Below are 22,350 nucleotides of genomic sequence, written 5' to 3' on the forward strand. Positions count from 1 at the left end.
TTAGAATTACGCCCCGAAACCGTAGGGGCGCAAAGACTTGCGCCCGATTCAACGTGTTCGCGAGAGTCCTCGGCTTCAACGAAGTCAGCCGAGCAGGGATAGCGGGATGCCGGAAGAATGGAGGCATCCATTCCGGCAACGTTTTAAGCGCCGCCTCTTAATTTATCTAATACGCTGCGATCTTCCAATGTAGACGTATCTCCAGCCACTTCCTGACCGGCTGCTAAATTCCGCAACAAACGCCGCATAATTTTACCCGATCGCGTTTTGGGCATTCCCTCTGTAAAGCGAATCTCACCGGGACGGGCAATGGCACCAATTTCGTTAACTACATGTGCCTTGAGTTCGTTTGCCAATTCCTCCGTTGGACTGTAGTCATTCTCCAACATGACAAAGGCAAAAACATTTTCCCCTTTCACCTCATCCGGTTGTCCAACCACAGCCGCTTCTGCTACGGCGGGATGGGAGACTAACGCCGATTCAATTTCCATAGTACCTAGGCGATGTCCAGAGGTATTAATCACATCATCTACACGCCCCATCACCCAGAAATAGCCATCTTCATCTCGACGCGCACCATCTCCAGCAAAGTAGAGATACTGCCCGTCTTTGGGTGCAATATGTTCCCAATAGGTGCGGCGGAAGCGATCCGGATCACCATAAACGGTTCGCATCATTCCGGGCCACGGGTGCTTAATCACCAGATATCCTCCCTGATTAGCGGAAACCGGATTGCCTTCTAAATCGACAATATCTGCCAGAATACCTGGAAACGGTAACGTAGCTGAACCCGGTTTGGTGGGAATCGCACCGGGTAGGGGCGTAATCATAAATCCCCCGGTTTCTGTTTGCCACCAGGTATCGACAATTGGACAACGTTGTCCGCCAATAATTCGGTGATACCACATCCAGGCTTCTGGATTAATCGGTTCACCGACGGTTCCCAAAATTCGTAAAGATGACAAGTCGCGGGCTTTGGGATGGTGTTCGCCCATCTTAATTAATGCCCGAATTGCCGTGGGTGCGGTATAGAAAATAGTGACGCCATATTTTTCCACCATATCCCACAAACAGCCTGGATTCGAGGGACGAGGTGCGCCTTCATACATGACGGTAGTGGCACCATTGGACAGCGGACCATAAACAATGTAACTGTGACCCGTAATCCAACCCACGTCAGCGGTACACCAGTAAACATCAGTGTCTTTAAGATCAAACGTCCATTTCAGGGTGATATGGGTGTAAAGGTTATAGCCAGCGGTAGTGTGAACAACGCCTTTGGGTTTCCCGGTTGTGCCAGAGGTGTAGAGAATGAACAGCATATCCTCACTATCCATGGGTTCAGCGGGACAATTCCCTGATACCCCGGCTTGTAAATCATGCCACCAATGATCGCGCCCCGGTTCCATCTGGATTTTCTGCTGGGTACGTTGAACCACGAGAACGTTTTCTACCGTGGGGGCGCCGTTATTGGCGAGGGCTTTATCGACTTCGGGTTTCAGGGGAACAATCTTATCTTTACGCCAGCCGCCATCAGCGGTGACGACTACTTTCGCTTGGGCGTCTACTAATCGGTCTTTTAACGCTTCGGAACTAAACCCGCCAAATACCACTGTATGCGGCGCACCAATCCTGGCACAAGCTAACATGGCGATCGCGGCTTCTGGAATCATGGGCATATAAATCCCCACGCGATCGCCTTTTTTCACGCCTAATTGCTTGAGGACATTAGCAAACTGGCAAACTTCCCGGTGCAGTTGGGCATAGGTGAGGGTGCGAGAATCCCCTGGTTCTCCTTCCCAAATCAAAGCGGCTTTATTCCGTCGCCAGGTGGTTAGGTGTCGGTCTAGACAATTGTAGGCAATATTCGTTTTGCCTCCGACAAACCATTTAGCGAAGGGAGGTTGCCAATCGAGGACTGTATCCCATTTCTGGAACCAGTGCAACTCTTGTTCGGCTAACTCCGCCCAAAATTTTAACGGGTCAGCTTTTGCCTTGTCATAGAGGCGCTGATAGTCCTCCAGACTCTGAATGTGGGCAGTCTGGGAAAATTCAGCCGGGGGTTGGAATAGGCGTTTTTCTTGCAGAACTGATTCAATCGTTGATTCAGGCATCGTTTGTAGTTGTAATCTGTTGCTGTACTCAAACCATTTTGAAGGCAGATTTGCCTGAATGAGCAATTTTGACGTTTTGTAAAGCTTACCGACTCCTCGATAGGGGCGGCATCATTCGTCATACTCGCTTCCTTGAGAAGCAAGCTACGTCATTTGTCATTTGTCATTTGTCATTTGTCATTTGTAAGGGTTTGAAATCTATTTACATAACTTAATATATTTGAGTTGATTTCCACTAACCTACTTATACAAAATACCTCCTTTTTTGACGCATGAATAAGGGCGGGTTTTGTTTAGCCGTTATTGGTGATTAAGCTAGCGTTAGTTCCTAAACCCGCCCCTACAATTGATGCTTTTGCTAGGTTCAGGGCAGGCTTTTTATTCCCTGTTCCCTGTTCCCTGTGACACACCGAGCGAAGTCGAGGTGTTCACTGTTCCCTATCTCTACCCTCATGAGTGCCACATCTAAACTAAAAACATGACATGAAAGTCGTTCAACAAACGGTGACATTACTGACGCTGAAAGAACGCCCAATTGGGGTTTGGATATTGAGTGGCTTAACAGCCGCGATCGGATTGCTGATTTTTCTTTCTTCTAATTCATCGATTGATTGGTTCGGATTGGTTTGTATTGGGTTAGCGAATGGGATGATGTTCGGCAGTCCAGTGAAGGCGTGCCAATTCGACAAACAGAGCAATTTGGTAATGTTTAAGCAACAAGGTTGGTTAGGAAGCAAGGTGATCCGCCGTCCAATTGACCAGGTGACTGAGGTACAAGTTGAACAGCTTAACCTATTCGGGCTTAAGTTATATCGGCTCAGGTTGGTTCTTTTCTCTGGAGCGCTATTCTATTTGACTCCAATTCCTTCTACAGATTGTAGACTACAGCAACATTTAGCCAGAACGATTAAACAGTTTCTTGCCTGACCAATCAATTCTAAGTGGGGTTGGCAGTCCCCTGTGTTCTGTTCCCTATCCTCACCACAATATTTATTCAGCAATCCCTAAGTAATACTCACGTTTCACGTTTAGCGGATAACTGACAACCAATAGGTTGACCAACTGTCTTTTGCACATAGTCTAAAATTTCTTGATAAGCGTCTGGATTGGTTTTAGGATGGATAATGAGTCGCACCTTACCATCCGGTAACCAAACTATCAACCGACCGTTCTTCGCCCAAACAAAGGTGCTGATACGATTGAGATCAATCAGATACGTATCGCGCTCATAACTTAATTTAATCCAATGCTGATCCATAGTGGACGGTGGCAACTCTTAGCTGAGTCAGTCACGGTGGGGTGTTCTGAGTCAACACACCAATAGGGAACAAGACAGAGTGTGACAGTGAGATAGGCGATCGCTAACGGTTAAAAGGATACACCAGATGGTCATTGAGTATCTTTTTCAGGTAGAATTTTGATAAAAAAATGGTCATTAGTTCTCATTGCGGAACTAATGACACCTCGTATTGAGCGATCAATTGTTTTGCTAGTTACATTTTGCGTTGAAACTCTTCGAGTAAATCCAGCAGATTAACCTGACACTGCATCGGTAGTAAATCCGCTAGGGGAACTTCCCGTTTGCCACCCCCCAGTTTAATCGGAATACTTTGCAAGATTTGCACCACTTGGTCTTCGGAGAGGTTATCCTCTGTCAGCAGGGGATAGAGGCGTTCAGCTAAAGGGGTGTGTAAATGGGCATCCTGTAAGTAAAGATGCCATTTGGCAACATCGATGTATATATTCTCACCAATTTCAGCCGCCAAGGTTTCGATCGCTTCGCTGGTATTCGGGTTAGCCATAATAAATTGAGTAGGACGAACTGGACATTCTCAGTTTATCCTTGAGCAGAGTTAGCCGAATTATCTTGACCCGGTAAAGGAGTATAATCCGCGATCGCAAAGATATAGACGGCGTGTCCGACTAAGATTAATCCCCAGATACCCGTTACCCAATACGTCCAAGTCCAATTGGCATACTGGATAGTACGGACGAACCATAGACCCGAATTACACGCCGCAAACACAGCGACATGGACAGCAAAGTTCATTCGGTCATCTAGGCGTCGATACGCCGCATCGCGACGATCAGGTTTGCGGGACCAACGAGGAGGCATAGCAGTTCGTAAGATAGACGTATGAGAATAGGTTATACTATCTAGTATTTTTTTGATAAGGCAATTTTCGAGTATTCCGGTCTCAAGGGATGGCAACAAGGGTGGGATGCGGGATGCCAGCCTGACTGGAAACGTTGTCAACTAGCGCGATCGCACCGATTTTACGCTTACCGCCTCAAGCGTTGATGCCTTTGCTGTCATTTGTTCTGGTGAGGAGTAATCAGAGTAGTTTTAGGGGTGATAAAAACAACCAATGAATTAGGAATTGGGGTTTATTAATTTGAATTTCATCGTGTTCCCTTCCTCCGATAAGATGAGTTGACGTGAATGTTGCTCAGAAATTCTCTGATGCGATCGCACATATAGCACTAAGTAAATGGACACAATTAAAGTTAACCGTGGAGATTAGGCAACAGGCAACAGGCAACAGGGAACAGTAAGGATTTGAGAGTGATTTACAAAAAATGACCAATGACACGACAACCCCACGACCAATTTGCCAAACAGTATCTGGAAGAATTATTAGCACCTCTGGGTACAGTAGAAACCAGCCGCGATGTACTCAGCGAAGTTCGCCAGGTTGATGTTTGGTTTGTACCTGCGCCTTCACCCTCCCCAGAATCCGAGACTCTAGGATTACTAAGTAAAATGGCAGCAACCACTTGTTTATTTGAACCGTTTCGCAATGCTCCTACCCCAGTAGAAGTGCGAAGTTGCATGTTGAAATTGTATTCTGTGGAAGCTGAACTTTTACGCAAGGCGCGACGGGAGAGACGTTCTCTATCAGAAGATGAGTCACCCCGTTTATGGATTCTGTCCCCCTCTTGTTCTCAACGGTTACTCAACGGGTTTGGTGCCAAGTTGAATCAGGAGGAGAATTGGGGAGAAGGGGTTTACTTCTTACCGGAGTTTCAGAGAACCGTACTGGTGTCGATCAACCAATTACCCGTAAGTCAAGATACACTTTGGTTAAGAGTATTAGGAAAAAGGAGAACGCAGCAACAGGCAATTGATGAGTTAGTCGGATTACCCCAAGAGAACCCATTCCGGCGCAATATCCTGGAAATACTAGCCAATTGGCGCATCAATGTGGGCAGTAGTGAAACGTTAAGTAATGCAGATCGGGAGTTGATCATGAACTTATCACCAGCGTATTTTAAATGGCGGGAAGAGGCTGTATCAGAAGGCAGACAAGAAGGCAGACAAGAAGGCAGGCTGGAAGAACGGCGGCAAATGGTGGAAAACTTTCTCAGAGTAAGGTTTGGGGAACTGGATGAAGAATTAGAAGCGATCATCTCACCGATATTACAGTTACCGCCAGATGTGTTGACTCGTCTACTGTTGAACTTTTCCCCCGAAGAGTTATTACTGTGGTTTGGTGAGAGTTCTGGGCAAGATTTGAGATTAGGCGAAGAAGGGCGAGAAAAAGTGGAGAACCTGCTGAGAGTGCGGTTTGGTGAAGTTGATCAGGAATTAGCCGACAAAATCGCATCCATGTTAGAGTTACCCCATCAAGAGTTGACTCCTTTGCTGTTGACTCGTTCTCGTCAGGAATTATTAGAACGGTTTGCTAGGTAGGGATAAATCCTTGGGTAGGTGAAAATGGGGACAATGAGAGACGTAGCATGAGGAGTCTCTACATAATTGCATAACCTCAACCTGTCCAGACATAAAGGGTGGTAAGGGGCAAATGTCTCAAAACTCGATCTTAAACTGAAGGTAAACGGATGCATTACCAACAACAACAGCCAACAGAAAAACGTCAAACCTATTTTCTCAAGCCAACCTCTTGGCAATGGTTGGTTTATTCCTGCCATGCTGTAATCACCATCTTCAGCAGCGTTTTTATTGTAGCTGTGGAACAAGATCAGGTGTTGTCCCTACCAAAACGCGCTGGAGAGATAGCGCCGATAAGGATCGCCCAAACCGACAAACGCGCTGAAGCCGAAAGACTGTATGAAGAGGGATTGCAACTGTTTCGACAAAGGACAGCCGAATCACTGCAACAAGCGATCGAAAAATGGCAAACAGCGCTTCCTCTGTGGCGTGAGGTGGGAGATCAATCAAAAGAGGCTTTTATTAATCTGGCACTGGGTAGCACTCATGATTCACTAGGATTCAAGCAAAAAGCGCTGGATTATTATAATCAAGCCTTACCTCTTTATCGAAAACTCGAAGATCGCGCCCTTGAAGCAGTCACCCTGAATAATATTGGTAGTGTCTATGATGACTTAGGAGAAAAACAACAGGCATTAGAGTACTACCAACAGGCTTTACCCTTATCTCAGGCTGTGGGCGATCGCGCCAGGGAAGCAACAACCCTGAATAATATTGGTGATGTCTATTCTGATTTAGGAGAAAAACAACGGGCATTAGAGTACTTCCAACAGGCTTTACCCTTATTCCAGGCTGTAAGCAATCGCGAAGGAGAAGCAGCCACTCTGAATAATATTGGTCTTGTTTATTCCGACTTAGGAGAAAAACAACAGGCATTAGAGTACTACCAACAGGCTTTACTCTTATCCCAGGCTGTGGGCAATCGTGAAGGGGAAGCAATAACCCTGAATAATATTGGTGATATCTATGATAACTTAGGGGAAAAACAACAGGCATTAGAGTATTACCAACAGGCTTTATCCCTATTTCAGGCTGTAGGTGATCGCGCCGGGGAAGCAGCCACCCTCTCTAATATTGGTTTGGTCTATCGTGAGTTAGGAGAAAAACAACAGGCATTAGAGTACTACCAACAGGCTTTACTCTTATCCCAGGCTGTGGGCGATCGCGCCAAGGAAGCAACAACCTTGACTAATATTGGTGCTGTCTATCATGCCTTAGGAGAAAAACAACAGGCATTAGAGTACTACCAACAGGCTTTACCCTTAATCCAGGCGGTGGGCGATCGCGCCGGAGAAGCAACAATCTTGACTAATATTGGTGTTGTTTATCGTGAGTTAGGAGAAAAACAACAGGCATTAGAGTACTACCAACAAGCTTTACCCTTATCTCAGGCTGTGGGCGATCGCGCCCAAGAAGCAGCAACCCTCTCTAATATTGGTACTGTCTATCATGCCTTAGGAGAAAAACAACAGGCATTAGAGTACTACCAACAGGCTTTACCTTTATCCCAGGCTGTAGAAGATCGCGCCCTTAAAGCAACAACTCTCTCCAATATCGCCTACGCAGAAAGAAGTCGAGGCAATTTCCAACAAGCGTTGATTCAAATGCAAGCTTCGATTGAGATTATCGAAGACTTGCGGACTAAAGTAGCTAGTCCAGAATTACGTCAAACCTATTTTGCAACTGTACAACATTATTACCAATTCTACATCGACCTGCTGATGCAACTGCATCAACAAAATCCTAATCAAGGCTACGATAAACTAGCCTTTCACATCAGTGAACGTTCTCGCGCCAGAACTCTATTAGAATTACTCACCGAAGCCAATGCCAATATTCGAGAAGGTGTAGATCCTGACTTACTGCAACAAGAACAAACCTTAAACGCTAAACTTGATGCAACGGAAAAACAACGGATTGAAATATATAGCAATCCTGCATCCACCCCAGCCCAGAAAACCGCCATTGAACAACAACGGCAACAACTTTTAGAGGACTATCAACAACTGCAAGACCAAATCCGGGCGACAAGTCCTAAGTATGCCGCGCTGAAATATCCCCAACCCCTCACCTTAGAACAAGTTCAACAACAGATTCTGGATGAAGACACTCTTCTATTACAGTATTCCTTGGGAAGAGACAATAGTTATCTGTGGGCAGTAACCAAAGATAGCTTTACCAGTTATCAACTCCCTCCCAGAGACGAAATCGAAACCCTAGCCCGCCGATTTTATCGCCTCTTACAAATTCCCGGTTATGAAATTGGTAATCCCAGAGGCATTGCTAAAGTTGTCCCCCGTGATAATTTAAATTCCGTAGCACAACTGAGTGAACTCCTCTTCGGACAAGTGGCTGAACAATTAACCAAAAAACGCATCGTCGTTGTTGCAGATGGGGCATTACAATACATTCCTTTTGCCGCTTTAGCCACTCCCGAAACTGCTGATACCGATACTCCTATCCCCCTAATCAATCAATACGAACTGGTCAACTTACCCTCCAGTTCCACTTTAGGGATTATTCGTGACCAAATTAACGGACGCCAGGAAGCGCCCCAACAATTAGCAATTCTGGCTGACCCGGTTTTCACGGATAATGATAACCGCCTCAAAAATGTCCCCAGCCGAGAGATGAAAGTCAACTTAAACCAAGCTTCACTCAACCGTTCTATTCGCGTGTCCGAGATTAACTTAAATCGCCTCCCCGGAACTCGCACTGAAGCCGAAGCGATTCTCAATTTAGTGTCACCAGAGACACAAACCAATGCGTTTGATTTTGAGGCTAATCGTGATTTTATCAACAATCCGCAACTGAGAAATTATCAAATTATTCATTTAGCCACTCACGGCATTCTCAATAGTGAAGCGCCCGAATTATCGGGTGTGGTGTTATCCTTAGTGGATAAACAAGGGAATCCAAAAAGTGGCTTCTTACGTCTCCATGATATCTTTAACCTGAATCTGCCAGCGGAATTAGTCGTATTAAGTGCTTGTCAAACGGGATTAGGAGAAGAAATTCGAGGCGAAGGATTAGTGGGTTTAACGCGAGGGTTTATGTATGCAGGTGCGCCGCGTTTAGTGGTGAGTTTGTGGAATGTGGATGATGCAGCAACGGCGGAGTTTATGACTCGATTTTATCAGTTAATGTTGAATGAGGGGTTAAAGCCTGCCCAAGCGTTGCGGGAAACGCAGTTACAAATGCAGCAGGAAACCCAATGGAAATCCCCCTATTATTGGGCGGCGTTTACATTACAAGGTGAATGGAATTAAGTTTCAAAACCGTCATGGCATGATACCGGAAACCGTAGGGGCGCACCGACGTGCGCCCGATTCAATGGTCAAATCTAATCCACAATGTTAGCTGTGCCACGCCGCCATCGTGCGTTAGCGCAGCTTAACGCACCGAAATATTGCCATACCGAACCGCAACATGGTGCGTTACGGCGCTTATGTATTGAGATAATCAAAGTTAATCCTCCAATGCGCCTAACGCACCCTACGAATACTACCAACGAACGGGCGTTACGGCGATCGCACTCCTTAAGCAACCTGAATTTAGCATCATTTCGATGCAATCTGAACAACTGAACCCTCCCATCCAGCCGAAAAAGATGTCAAAATTCCTCTAAAGTGAGACGCTTGTTGGTCAATGCCTCTCTAAGATAGGGAGTAAAGTGGAAAAGACTACCATGCCAGGATTGGTATCAGGGCTTCTTGACGATGTACCCTCGCTTACCAACAGCGTGACCGATAAGGAGGAAAGAATATGGCAGATGTCGAGCGGTCTCTAGTGGAAGAGCATTCTCTGGATCGGGATTGTACCACGCTATCCCGTCACGTTCTGCAACAACTGAAGAGTTTTAGTGCTGACGCCCAAGATCTCAGTGCCTTAATGAATCGTATAGCCTTAGCCGCCAAAATTATTTCCCGACGGTTGAGTCGCGCTGATTTGGTCGAAGGTGCGTTGGGATTTACCGGGAATGTGAATGTGCAGGGCGAATCCGTCAAAAAGATGGATGCTTATGCTAATGATGTATTTATCTCGGTGTTTAAACAAAGTGGACTCGTTTGCCGCTTGGCATCCGAGGAAATGGAAAAACCCTACTACATTCCCGAAAACTGCCCGATTGGTCGGTATTCCCTGATCTATGATCCGATTGACGGCTCCTCGAATGTTGATATTAACTTGAATATCGGCTCAATTTTTGCAATTCGTCGGCAACAAGGCGAAGATATGGACGGCGAAGCCACGGATCTGTTGCAGGATGGACACCAACAAATCGCGGCTGGATACGTGATCTATGGACCGAGTACAATGCTGGTTTACTCCATTGGCACGGGGGTTCATGCGTTTACCCTTGATCCCAGCTTGGGTGAGTTTATTCTGTCCCAGGAAAACATGCAAGTGCCGGAGCATGGACCGGTTTATAGTGTCAATGAAGGGAACTTCTGGCAATGGGATGAATCGATTCGCGACTATATTCGCTACGTCCATCGCCATGAAGGGTATACGGCTCGCTATAGTGGAGCTTTAGTGGGAGACTTCCATCGCATCTTGTGTCAAGGGGGCGTATTCATTTATCCCGGTACCGTGAAAAAACCGGAAGGGAAGCTGCGTCTACTCTATGAAACCGCACCCTTAGCCTTTTTAATAGAACAAGCTGGGGGTCGAGCCAGTACCGGTACCGAAAACCTGATGGATGTGGTGCCAGAAAAACTCCATACGCGCACACCATTGGTTATCGGGAGTAAAGAGGATGTGGCGTTAGTGGAGTCCTTTATTCAAGAACGAGCGCGAGAATCCAAAGAAGCGATCGCGTCTCGTTCTTAGCCTAGTATCAATCGTAACGAATGATTCAGGGTTCCTTTACCCAGGGACATGCCCTTGAATCCAGACGAATAGTAATCTATACCCTAACTTAGGAGTTTAAGCATGACAGCAACAGCCAATAATCCTATCTTCCAAATCGAAAACAATTACGGTCAGAGTATCTGGATGGATAATCTTAGCCGTACTATTATCGAATCCGGTGAACTTAAGCAGTTAATTGAAAGTCGCGGCGTTCACGGGATTACCTCCAACCCAGCGATTTTTGAAAAAGCGATCGCTGGGAATGCCATTTACGACGCCGATATCGAAGCTGGGATTAAGGCAAAAAAATCGGTGCAGGAGATTTATGAATCCCTAATCTTTGACGATATTCGCAATGCTTGTGATATTCTCAAGCCGATTTATGACCAAACGGATGGACTTGATGGTTACGTCAGTATCGAAGTTCCTCCTACCATCGCCAAAGATACCGAAAGCACGATTAATGAAGCCCGTCGGTATTACCAAGAGATTGGTCGGGAAAATGTAATGATTAAAATTCCCGGCACTTCTGAAGGCTTACCTGCGTTTGAACAAGTGATTAGTGAAGGGATTAACGTCAATGTTACCTTACTCTTCTCGGTACAAAGTTACGTGGACACCATTTGGGCGTATATCCGAGGCTTAGAAAAACGGGCAGAAAAAGGAGAAGACATTAGCAAGATAGCCTCGGTTGCCAGTTTCTTCCTCAGCCGGATTGACAGTAAGATTGACGATCGCATTGACGAAAAACTCCATGCTGGGGTTGACCGGATCGAGAAAGATGCAAAGCTGGAAGATGTTAAAGGCAAAGTCGCGATCGCCAATGCCAAAATCGCTTATCAGAAGTTCAAAGAGATTATCCAAAGCGATCGCTGGAAAGCCTTATCTGCTAAAGGTGCAAATGTACAACGCCTTCTGTGGGCAAGTACCAGCACCAAAAATCCCGACTACAGCGATGTCATGTACGTGGATGAGTTGATCGGTCCAAACACTGTCAACACCCTACCACCGAATACTATCGAAGCCTGTGCCGATCACTGTTCTCCGGACAATCGAATTGAAACCGGGGTTCAAGAAGCCTATCAGTTAATGGAAAACCTCAAAGATCCCGATATCGCGATCGATCTGGATCAAGTGATGGATGAACTACTTGAGGAAGGCATTGACAAATTTGTCAAGCCCTTTGAGTCCTTAATGTCCTCCCTGGATAGCAAAGTCAAAGACTTGGCAACGGTATAGCGATACCTTAAGGCGTGAGGTATACCCTACTGTAGGGGCGCAAGCCTTGCGCCCTCACCGGGGTAGCGTGTGAAACGGGAAATTGCCGATGAGCCGTGTAAACAAATAACCCATGGTATAAACTTGGTCGGGGCGGGTTGAGTCACATCCGGGTGAGGTCTAGAAACGAGATATAGTAAAACCTGCCCCTACACACTCAAAACCCAAGACGCGCCATGGCGCGTCTCTACACTCAACTCAAAACTCGAAATGGTGACATTTACAGAAAATCCCCTGCGCGTTGGTTTACAACAGGAACGGAGTCCAGAACCGCTGATCTTAGTGATTTTTGGTGCATCTGGAGACCTGACCCAACGTAAGCTAGTTCCCTCCCTGTATCAGCTTAAACGCCAACGACGGCTTCCCGCAGAAATAACGATTGTTGGGGTAGCTCGTCGCGAATGGAGTCATGACTATTTTCGCGAACAGATGCGGGAAGGGATTGAGGAGTTTTCTGACGGAATTCACTCCGAAGACTTATGGAATGATTTTGCCGAAGGGCTATTCTATTGTCCCGGCAATATCGATAAACCAGAAAGCTATCAGAAATTGAAAGCATTTTTGGCAGAACTGGATGGTAAACGAGGAACCCGGGGAAATCGAGTATTTTACCTCGCCGTAGCACCCAAGTTTTTCCCTGAAGCTATCCGCCAACTGGGAACAGCCGGAATGCTGGATGATCCGATGAAGCATCGCCTGGTGATTGAAAAACCCTTTGGTCGAGATTTGAGTTCAGCGCAAATTCTCAACCGCGTCGTGCAGCAAGTGTGTCGTGAGGAACAGGTTTATCGCATTGATCACTACTTGGGCAAAGAAACCGTTCAGAACCTGCTAGTCTTCCGCTTTGCTAACGCCATCTTTGAACCCCTGTGGAATCGCCAGTTTGTGGATCACGTTCAGATTACCGTAGCCGAAACCGTGGGCGTCGAAGATCGAGCAGGTTACTATGAAACATCGGGTGCGCTGCGGGATATGGTGCAGAACCATTTGATGCAACTCTTTTGCTTAACCGCAATGGAGCCACCCAATTCCCTCGATGCAGATAGTATCCGGACTGAAAAAGTAAAAGTAGTTCAGGCAACACATTTAGCCGATATTAATAATTTAGAATGTTCAGCGGTTCGCGGTCAGTACAAGGCAGGCTGGATGAAAGGAGAGCCAGTACCAGGCTATCGAGAAGAAGAAGGCATTGATCCCAAGTCGATCACACCTACTTACGTGGCGATGAAACTCATGATCGATAACTGGCGTTGGCAAGGTGTTCCCTTCTACCTGCGAACTGGGAAGCGGTTACCGAAGAAAATCAGTGAGATTGCGATTCAGTTTCGCGATGTCCCCTTACTGATTTTCCAATCCGCCGCCCAACAAACTACTCCCAACGTGCTAACCATGCGAATTCAACCCAATGAAGGCATTTCCCTACGATTTGAGGCGAAAATGCCGGGTCCCCAGCTTCGTACTCGCACCGTGGATATGGATTTTAGCTATGGCTCATCCTTTGGTATGGCAACATCTGATGCCTACAATCGATTATTACTCGATTGTATGTTGGGAGATCAAACGCTATTTACCCGCGCAGATGAAGTGGAAGAAGCATGGCGGGTGATCACCCCAGCCTTATCCGCTTGGGAAGCGCCCACTGACCCCGACACGATTCCCCAATACGAAGCCGGAACATGGGAACCCACAGAGGCGGAAAACCTGATTAATCGGGATGGACGACGCTGGCGTAGACCCTAGTTTTGGAGAGCAGAGGGAGCAGGGGGAGTAGGGGGAGGAGGGGGAGCAAGGGAAGCAGGGGAAGCAAGGGAAGCAGGGGAAGCAGGGGGAGTAGGGGCGGTTTTTACCAAGGTTTTCACTCGGATGTCACTCAATAATCAGTGTATAGCAGTTCGCTCTGGTGTATTTACAACTCCCTTACCTGAAGCTGAGTCCAGATGAGATGTTCGTACAAACAAAGTGTAACTAGACCAGCGCGAAGCGCTATAACTAACCTCTCACTTCCTTACCCCACTCTCTCCAATCAATCCGTGAAATCAGTGTTTTGACGAGTGACGAATGACGAATGACGAATGACGAATAACCAAAAACAAATAACGAAGGATAATAACGATGGTACAATCTCCTCCAATCCTATCTCTACAATCACCTAAAGACGTTTCCTTAAGTGAAATTGAGGAAGAACTGCGTCATATCTGGCAAAACTACAGTACGGCAGATGACAACACGGATATTCCTAATGCTGTACGGGCAACTACTTTTACGTTGGTGGTTTACGAACCTGAAGAAACTCAACTGCTTTTAAGTGCATTGGGATATTATTCGGGTCCCATTGACGGAATTATTGGACCGCGCATGTTTGCGGCGATCAAAGCTGCCCAGAAAACTTATGGATTGCCGAGAACAGGTAAGGCAGACGACAAAACTAAGGAAAAACTGCGCGAAGAGTATAATGAACGGCATCAGCAAGAGGTGAATGGGAATGGGGAAACCAGACGGCAACCCTATTCGGCTGATATAGAAGGTTCGGGAATTGCTGATGCGATCGCGGCGGCGAATCCTTGTCGAATTATCGCCCTGTGTCCGATTGTCGGTGAAGATGAAGGGGTAACGGCACAAGTTTCTGCCTCTTGTCCGATGCAAAAGCACAGTCAAAGTACCCTGGTTTGCTGTGAATACATTACCTTGAGTGGTACACCAGCAGCTTTAGAGCGCATCGGAGGTCTGATCTGTGAACTGATGATTAGTGATCTACCCCGATTTATCTGGTGGAAAGGAAGCCCTGATCCAGATTATGGGTTGTTCAAACGACTGGCTGGAATTAGCAATAACGTGATTGTGGATTCTAGTGCCTTCCAAACACCCGAAGAGGGGTTGGCGCGACTAGAGGAGTTCATCACCCAGGACATCCCCATGGCTGATCTCAACTGGCAACGGTTAGCCTCATGGCAAGAATTGGCGGCTGAGGCATTTGATCCGCCAGAACGCCGCTCTGCGCTCAAAGAGGTTGACCAAGTTACCATCGATTATGAACAAGGTAATCCTACTCAAGCGTTAATGTTTCTGGGGTGGTTAGCCTCTCGCCTTCAGTGGCGTCCGGTTTCCTACGAGAAAGAGGGTGGAGAATATGATATCCGACGGGTTAAATTTACGACTCCTGAACATCGCCCAGTCGAAGCTGAATTAGCTGGGATTCCTACGGCTGATGTGGGAGAAGTGCCGGGAGATTTGATTAGCCTGCGCTTGGGTTCAACAAACATGGATGCAGACTGCTGCACTGTGTTGTGTTCCCAAACCACGGGTTGTATGCGGATGGAGGCACATGGCGGAGCGCAAGCGTGCCGGATTCAGCAGGTTACGCCGATGTTTGACCAAAAAACGGAGCAGTTGTTGAGTCAGCAGTTGCAGCGTTGGAGTCGCGATTTGCTCTATGAAGAAAGTCTGGCGGTGACTGGGCAGATCATGAAAGCCAAGAGTTAGGGATTCGGTGATGGGGGAGTTATCAGTGAACAGTTATCAGTGAGCAGTTATCAGTTATCAGGAGTAGGGGGAGATGGGGAAGATGGGGAAGAATTTACAAATGACAAATGACAAATGACGAATGACGAACTTCACCGTTCACGGTTAATGGTGTCCACCTACTTATGGCTTTAATTATTGCTGGTGAACGGAGTGGGGTAGGCAAAACAACGGTGACACTTGCCCTACTTTCGTGTTTATCGCGGCGGTATAGCCGAGTGCAATCGTTTAAAGTGGGTCCAGATTACATTGACCCGATGTTTCATCAACGGGTAACGGGACGTCCCTGTCGCAATTTAGATCCGGTGTTAACGTCGGAAACTTATGTTCAAGCCTGTTTTAAGCGTCATCTGAATGGGGTAGACTATGCTCTGATTGAAGGGGTGATGGGGTTGTTTGATGGGGCATCAGGACGCGATGATGTTGCCAGTACAGCGCATATTGCCCGACTGTTAAATGTTCCGGTGCTGTTGGTTTTAGATTGTAGTCGCTTATCCCGTTCCGTCGCCGCGATCGCACAGGGGTATCGTTGCTTTGATCAGAGCATCCAAGTGGCTGGGGTGGTGTTGAATCGAGTGGGGAGCGATCGCCATTTAGAATTGCTTCAAGATGCCCTAGAACCCCTACAATTACCTATACTCGGTGTACTCCGGCGTCAGGATAGTTTAACCATTCCCGATCGCCATCTGGGATTAGTTCCCACCGATGAACTGACATTTCTGGATCAGCTAATTGATCAACTGGCTGATATTGGCGAAACCTGCTTTAACTGGGAGCGTTTGTTGCCTTTGTTGAGGGCAGAAATTCACGATTTAACCGTCACCAATCAACCGTTAAATACCTCTGTAACTCAATCCGTTACCCGAATTGCCATCGCTCGCGATCGCGCCTTTAGTTTCTACTATCAAGATAATCTGGATGTATTGCAACAGTTGGGAGCGGAATTAGTTCCCTGGAGTCCCCTAGCGGATACCACGTTACCAGAAGGCGTGCAGGGACTTTTTTTTGGTGGGGGATTCCCCGAAGTGTTTGCTCAGGAATTGGCACATAATATCGAGGCGCGTCAGGCGGTATTGAATGCCATTGTTCAGGGAATGCCTACCTATGCTGAATGTGGTGGGTTAATGTATTTATGTCAACAGGTGACAGATTTTGAGGAAAAATGTTGGTCGATGGTAGGGATATTGCCCACAAAGGCGGTAATGGGCAAACGTTTAACCCTGGGATATCGTCAAGCAACGGCATTACAACATACGCCATTGGTATTAGTGGGTGAAAGGGTTTGGGGACATGAATTTCATCGTTCCCAGTTAACAGCAAGTCCTGAACATCCTTTGTTTGAAACAAGAGGTTTTGATCCGAAGGGAAAAGTTGGAATTGAGGGGTGGCGAATGCATCAATTACATGCGTCCTATATTCATCTGCATTGGGGTGGAACAGCAGATATTCCTCAGCGTTTTTTGAAATGTTGTCAACAATTTAATCCAAATTAAGTAGGTGGGGACAATTAAAGATCGTCATTCGTCATTTGTCATTTGTCATTCGTCATACTCGCTTCGCCAGAAGCAAGCTACGTCCTTTGTTAAAAGTAACGCACCATATACCTGAGAACGGTGCGTTACGGCGCAAAAGCGCAAATTATTCGTGATGTTAATCCAAGTAAGCGCCTAACGCACCCTACGACTGATTCGGTGTAGGAGGATGTCACCGATTATAGGAAACCGTTGCTACCGATGGTTCCTTAATTTGAGGAACTACGACGTTCTGAGCATAAATCTGGGGCTTATCTTGGGCGACTTGGAAATACGCTTCCCGTAGCTGCGTGTTAACCGCTACTGTCTTGGCATCATAAAGCTGGGTGGCGAGTTTGGGATAGAATCCAATCCCTAGAATCAGCACTAAAAAGCAAGCCGCAATAAACACTTCCCGTGGTTGAGCATCGGTGTAAACGGCATTAGCGGGTAACACACAATCCGTGCCAAAACAAACCGCGCCTTCTTCATCCTTATTCTCGAAGTTAGCATTATCAAGTTCACAGGCTGGTGCAACGCCTGCTCCGTAAAATACTTGTCTGAGTAGAGAGAGAAGATAGATGGGTGTGAGAATCAGTCCCAATGCTGAGAGAAAGACTGTTACTGTGCGGAAGGTTGAACTATAAATATCGCTAGTTGTTACGCCAACAAAGACAGAGAGTTCACTGGCAAACCCACTCATCCCCGGAAGGGCGACTGATGCCATCGCAGCAGCAGTAAACAGGGCGAATACTTTGGGCATAACCTGACCAATACCCCCCATATTATTTAAGGCTAAGGTGTGGGTGCGATCATAAGTAACTCCAGCCAGGAAGAATAGCACGGCGGCAATTAAACCGTGGGAAATCATTTGCAGCATTGCGCCACTGATGCCTAAATCCGTGAATGAGGCTATCCCTAATAGGACAAACCCCATGTGAGAGACTGAGGAAAAGGCAAGACGACGCTTCATATTCGGCTGGGCAAAGGAGTTGAGTCCGCCATAGATAATGTTGATCACCCCTAGCATCGCCAGAATTGGGGCAAAGTAAACGTGAGCATCGGAGAGTATCTCTAGATTCAGGCGAATTAATCCATATCCGCCCATTTTCAGGAGTACCCCGGCTAAAATCATCGAGACAGGCGCAGAGGCTTCACCATGAGCATCAGGAAGCCAGGTGTGTAAGGGGAAAACCGCTAATTTAACCCCAAAGGCAATTAATAATCCGGCATACAGCAACAGTTCTAACGCCAAGGGGTAATCCTTGATGCCGAGTTCCACCATATCGAAGCTAATTGTACCTTCGCCATAGAGTGCCATGGCTAACCCAGCTACCAAAATAAATATAGAGGCGGCGGCAGTATAGAGTAAGAATTTGGTCGCGGCGTATTGACGCTTCTGTCCTCCCCAAATCGAGACGAGGAGATAAACGGGAACCAGTTCCAGTTCCCACATAATAAATAGGAGCAGAATGTCTTGGGCGATGAAGACGCCAATTTGTGCCGAATACAGCACCAGCATCAGAAAGTAGAAGAGGCGAGGCTTGTGGTCAACTTGCCAAGCGGCGAAAATGGAGAGCGTTGTCACTAATCCAGCTAGAAGTACCAGGGGAAGTGACAGTCCATCCACAGACACTGCCCAACTGAGACCTAATTGAGGTATCCAGGTATACTTTTCGGTGAGTTGGAATGTGGCGCTGCTGGAATCGTAATTCTGCCAAAAGGCGTAAACCATCAACAGAAAATCCGCGATCGCGACACCTAGGGCGTACCATCGCACTGTCTTACCCTTCTTATCTGGCAGGAAGGGAATGGCAAGAGAGGCGACGAGTGGTAATAGGACGATCGCACTCAGCCAGGGAAATGAATCGGCTATCATAAACGATGAGAAAAAATACTTAGTTAACAGATGATGTTATTTTACTAAGCTTTGTAACATTTTTCTCATAAATATTTATCTTGGATCACTATAGGGTATCCCCGTAGAGGATGTAGACCACCGTTTTCATAGTTTTGGGGCGGGGAGAGAAAGAATCTACATTGGGTAATCACAGCATGTCCCACAACCACCATCACCATCACCATCACGACCACCACGCCTTCAACTACAATCGCGCTTTTGCCATTGGTCTGATTCTCAATGGCGGGTTCGTCGTGGTTGAAGCGGCTTCGGGTATTGTCTACAATTCCCTAGCATTACTGGCGGATGCGGGTCACAATCTCAGTGATGTCTTGGGCTTGGTTCTGGCTTGGGGAGCGAGTATGTTGTCCCAACATTCTCCAACGAAGCGCTATACCTACGGCTTCCGTCGTTCCTCGATTTTGGCAGCTCTTTTAAATGCTACCCTGGTTCTCATGGCTATGGGTGTGGTGGCGTGGGAAGCGGTGAGAAAGTTCGTTAATCCTCAATCTGTACCCGGTGGTGTTGTGATTGGGGTTGCCTTGGTTGGGGTGGTGATTAATACCATTACCGCACTTTTGTTCATGTCAGGTCGTAAAGAGGATATGAACATTCGCGGTGCATTTCTGCACATGGCGGCGGATGCGCTGGTTTCTGTGGGGGTAGTGCTGGCGGGTATTGCGATCGCGGTGACAGGGTGGCTATGGTTTGACCCGGCTGTCAGTTTAATTAGGGTCTGCTGAATAAGTCGGAAAAACACAACTGATGGATTAAGTAGTTATATAATACGACAGTAAATATGAGCATTTATTGTTAACAATTCGGCTAATGATAAGCTTTGATAATAAAATGACTCCGAAAAAGACCTGATTGTTTTTGAAACATAAAAAAAGACAAAAAACCTGCCTGAGCAGGGCAGACAGATTCATGACGAGAAAAGTAATAGCAATGGCTGTTTCTGAAGTATGAGGCAGTTTAGCCATGACGCGACTTAAACTGTATCCACGTTTTGAGATACCAAATTTTCCTTCAATATTATTGCGAATTCTCTCGTCTTCTTGAGCTTGTTTCTTTAATTCTTGACTGACATTGGCTTTTGGTCTTCCTAAGGGCGGTCTACTGATTCTAATTCCTTTTTCTTTGCAGAAGGAACCCGTTGGCTCGACTGCGATAGATTTTATCTACATGAACTGATTCTGGATAGGTTCCTGTGTAGTTATAATAAGCTTCTATTTGAGCTTTGAAATCTGCCGATTCATTAAAGTTATCCCAACTGACACGGTCTAAAAACACGTATCCATCTCTTACACTTGCCGATATTTTAGCTCCAAATTCTACGGGAACTCCCGCTTTGCCTCTAACTATTGGACGGATATGAGGTTGACTTAAACTTACTATTCTATGCTCAATTCTATGAACTTTATTATTATACATCCATTCTTGCTGACGGTAGACTTCGCTAACCACCAACAGGCTCTTATAGTCAGTAAGAATCAACGCCTCAAGACTAGACCCTGCCTTGATTAGCTCGTCTATACTTCCCAAGTTTCTCTTTATGTATTGTAGTTGTTTTTTTATGGCTTTTCTTATTTCTTTCCTTGTTTGTTTCTTTTTATTAGCTACTTTCAAGTATTCCTTTCTGGCTCGGTTTCTATAGCTTTTGGGTTTTTTCTCTATTTGACCCGGACGGGACTCATATAAACTGTCTATTATTTTTTCTGTTTTTATCCCAATGATTTAATATCCCTAAATCATTGGGATAACTTATATCTCCTGGCACGCAACTTGCATCTAATATTAATTTCCCTTTATTCGCTGACCCGCTTTTTGAAAGCTTTTCTGTTTCTGGACTTTTTTTTTCGGCTCTGACTGACTCTCTGCCTGAGGATGAATCACCATTCTTTCGTTTATTCGGTTGACTAGATTCACATTTATCCTTTCCCGAAATCTTGCTAATAGTGATGGGTCATAAGGGGCTGAGCTGCTGTAATGGGTTTTTCCGATAAAATACTGTAAGTAAGGGTTCTCTTTGATTTGTTCGACTGTCTCTCGATCACTTATCCCTAGTTTCTCTTTGATTATTAATGACCCCAAGGCTACCCTAAATGGTAGGGCTGGCGCACCCAATAAGCGAGAGAAATTTTGGGCATATTCCTCTTCAAATTCCTCCCAGGGTACTAAAGAAGCCATGATTACCCAACGATTATCCTGTGATAACTTTCACGCCATAGGGAGTTCAAAATCTTCGGCTTCCCTGGGGGCATTCTCAACTTTTCGGTACATCTACCTGACCTGATCATGATGCAAGGATTTTGAGCGATATTACCAGATTCAGGAGCACCAAGTCAACTGTCAATACGGCTCAAAGCATTGATGGGCTTTGCGGTTTCGACCTTGTGCAGCAAACCCTAAATAAGGGTTGGGTGAGGGTATTGTACCATTGATAGAGTTGATTATCTCCCACCAGCGCAAATTTAGCAATTTTATTGATATATTGAATATCAAACTGTAAATCCTCAAAAATTGCGGGAATTTCCCATCCCTGGAAATTTTGGGTCTTCCGGACTTAGTGTGCTAAACTATCAGATTTAATAAACCAGGAAGCTTGCCACACAAGGGCCGTAGCTTTTGATCGCCTCAAAATAAATTGAAATTCGGGTAAAAACGGTTAAAGCTATTGCTGTCCAATACTTGGGCAAATCCAACTAACAATTTAGCACACTAACTACGGAAGACCCGCTTTTTTTGCATCGGTTTCTTGTCCCAGGGCTTGATTCACCTGTTCAATCGCAATACTACTGGTGAATACGGAATCTACAACTAAGAGGGGAAAAACCAGAATTTTATTAAATCCTTTGTCTTTAATCTCAGCCAAAACGTCTTCGACAAAGGGTTCACAAAAGTAGAAGCCCGTGAAGACTTGCACTCCCTCACCCCACTGTTCCTGTAAATGCTGTTCAATTCCACGCCGTTGGTTTTCAAAGATATCATTTTGGGGAGAGGTAAAATGCTCATGTTTATATCCCCATTTGAATAAATCCCGTAAGGTTAAAATCCGCGCTACGGGAGAGTAAAGCCAAGAGGGAATCGGGGCAAACTTGGCGGCAATATACTCGCTAGTGCGTTTATTGTATTGGGTGAATTGGTCATAGGTTTGCACGCCACCATAGCTGGTTAATAATACCGCTATCTGCTCAGGATGGTTTACCGACATTTGATTGGGATGCTGGGATGGGTTGGCAGCGTTCTGAATTGTCGTGCTTGTCATAAGTTTTTTATAAATATCACCATTGATTAAAATAAAATTGAGTATTTATAAATGATCAAAACTATCAAAATTGATCATCGCTCTCTTGGCAGATATTTCGATGGGATTAATTTTGACAGATAAGCATTAGGATAGGGACACGACATGTCGTGTCCCTACAGATGGTGGTTCAAGTT

15 protein-coding genes and 3 pseudogenes are annotated in these 22,350 nt (G+C 46.1%); 10 read left to right on the forward strand and 8 right to left on the reverse strand.

Annotation, left to right across the window (positions count from 1 at the left end):
- Positions 1-143 precede the first annotated feature (143 nt).
- On the reverse strand, positions 144-2,114 hold the full coding sequence (gene acs / locus RID53_RS23485; RefSeq protein WP_446390404.1) for an acetate--CoA ligase: 1,971 nt from the start codon (positions 2,112-2,114) through the stop codon (positions 144-146).
- Between the two features lie 483 nt (positions 2,115-2,597).
- On the opposite strand from acs, the gene RID53_RS23490 reads away from it, so the two are divergent.
- Positions 2,598-3,041, forward strand: coding sequence for a hypothetical protein (locus RID53_RS23490; RefSeq protein ID WP_446390405.1), 444 nt, complete (start codon positions 2,598-2,600; stop codon positions 3,039-3,041).
- An 88-nt stretch (positions 3,042-3,129) separates the two neighbouring features.
- On the opposite strand, the gene RID53_RS23495 is transcribed toward RID53_RS23490, so the two are convergent.
- From RID53_RS23495 to RID53_RS23505, 3 genes are all read right to left on the reverse strand, one after another.
- Positions 3,130-3,372, reverse strand: coding sequence for a hypothetical protein (locus RID53_RS23495; protein ID WP_446390406.1), 243 nt, complete (start codon positions 3,370-3,372; stop codon positions 3,130-3,132).
- Positions 3,373-3,607: 235 nt separating this feature from the next.
- Entirely contained in the window at positions 3,608-3,916 is a 309-nt protein-coding gene (locus RID53_RS23500) for a DUF3181 family protein (protein ID WP_006105246.1), read from the reverse strand.
- Positions 3,917-3,951: 35 nt separating this feature from the next.
- Positions 3,952-4,230, reverse strand: coding sequence for a 2TM domain-containing protein (locus tag RID53_RS23505; RefSeq protein WP_446385904.1), 279 nt, complete (start codon positions 4,228-4,230; stop codon positions 3,952-3,954).
- Positions 4,231-4,701: 471 nt separating this feature from the next.
- On the opposite strand from RID53_RS23505, the gene RID53_RS23510 reads away from it, so the two are divergent.
- From RID53_RS23510 to RID53_RS23545, 8 genes are all read left to right on the forward strand, one after another.
- Complete coding sequence (locus tag RID53_RS23510) at positions 4,702-5,808, forward strand: hypothetical protein (protein WP_446390407.1); 1,107 nt, start codon at positions 4,702-4,704, stop codon at positions 5,806-5,808.
- A 149-nt stretch (positions 5,809-5,957) separates the two neighbouring features.
- Positions 5,958-9,116 (forward strand): CHAT domain-containing tetratricopeptide repeat protein, encoded by a 3,159-nt coding sequence (locus RID53_RS23515; RefSeq protein WP_446390408.1) that lies wholly within the window; start codon positions 5,958-5,960, stop codon positions 9,114-9,116.
- 84 nt (positions 9,117-9,200) lie between these two features.
- Positions 9,201-9,434: a hypothetical protein gene (locus RID53_RS23520; RefSeq protein ID WP_446390409.1), complete on the forward strand. Its 234-nt coding sequence runs from the start codon at positions 9,201-9,203 to the stop codon at positions 9,432-9,434.
- 178 nt (positions 9,435-9,612) lie between these two features.
- Positions 9,613-10,677: a class 1 fructose-bisphosphatase gene (gene fbp / locus RID53_RS23525; protein WP_446390410.1), complete on the forward strand. Its 1,065-nt coding sequence runs from the start codon at positions 9,613-9,615 to the stop codon at positions 10,675-10,677.
- Between the two features lie 102 nt (positions 10,678-10,779).
- Positions 10,780-11,937 (forward strand): transaldolase, encoded by a 1,158-nt coding sequence (gene tal / locus RID53_RS23530; protein ID WP_446390411.1) that lies wholly within the window; start codon positions 10,780-10,782, stop codon positions 11,935-11,937.
- Positions 11,938-12,186: 249 nt separating this feature from the next.
- On the forward strand, positions 12,187-13,716 hold the full coding sequence (gene zwf / locus RID53_RS23535; RefSeq protein WP_446390412.1) for a glucose-6-phosphate dehydrogenase: 1,530 nt from the start codon (positions 12,187-12,189) through the stop codon (positions 13,714-13,716).
- A 372-nt stretch (positions 13,717-14,088) separates the two neighbouring features.
- Entirely contained in the window at positions 14,089-15,456 is a 1,368-nt protein-coding gene (opcA, locus tag RID53_RS23540; RefSeq protein WP_446390413.1) for a glucose-6-phosphate dehydrogenase assembly protein OpcA, read from the forward strand.
- A 164-nt stretch (positions 15,457-15,620) separates the two neighbouring features.
- Entirely contained in the window at positions 15,621-16,988 is a 1,368-nt protein-coding gene (locus tag RID53_RS23545; protein ID WP_446390414.1) for a cobyrinate a,c-diamide synthase, read from the forward strand.
- 211 nt (positions 16,989-17,199) lie between these two features.
- On the opposite strand, the gene RID53_RS23550 is transcribed toward RID53_RS23545, so the two are convergent.
- Positions 17,200-18,885: an NAD(P)H-quinone oxidoreductase subunit 4 gene (locus RID53_RS23550; protein ID WP_446390415.1), complete on the reverse strand. Its 1,686-nt coding sequence runs from the start codon at positions 18,883-18,885 to the stop codon at positions 17,200-17,202.
- A gap of 176 nt (positions 18,886-19,061) precedes the next feature.
- On the opposite strand from RID53_RS23550, the pseudogene RID53_RS23555 reads away from it, so the two are divergent.
- Positions 19,062-19,643: pseudogene (locus RID53_RS23555) on the forward strand (cation diffusion facilitator family transporter); the annotation flags it as partial.
- Between the two features lie 104 nt (positions 19,644-19,747).
- On the opposite strand, the pseudogene RID53_RS23560 reads toward RID53_RS23555, so the two are convergent.
- The 3 genes and pseudogenes from RID53_RS23560 to RID53_RS23570 form a co-directional block, all read right to left on the reverse strand.
- Positions 19,748-21,189: pseudogene (locus RID53_RS23560) on the reverse strand (IS5 family transposase); the annotation flags it as partial.
- 79 nt (positions 21,190-21,268) lie between these two features.
- Positions 21,269-21,448: pseudogene (locus tag RID53_RS23565) on the reverse strand (STAS/SEC14 domain-containing protein); the annotation flags it as partial.
- A 183-nt stretch (positions 21,449-21,631) separates the two neighbouring features.
- Positions 21,632-22,174 (reverse strand): ferrochelatase, encoded by a 543-nt coding sequence (locus RID53_RS23570; protein WP_446390416.1) that lies wholly within the window; start codon positions 22,172-22,174, stop codon positions 21,632-21,634.
- Positions 22,175-22,350 lie beyond the last annotated feature (176 nt).

This window comes from Coleofasciculus sp. B1-GNL1-01 (assembly GCF_040220235.1).
Classification (GTDB): Bacteria; Cyanobacteriota; Cyanobacteriia; order Cyanobacteriales; family Coleofasciculaceae; genus Coleofasciculus.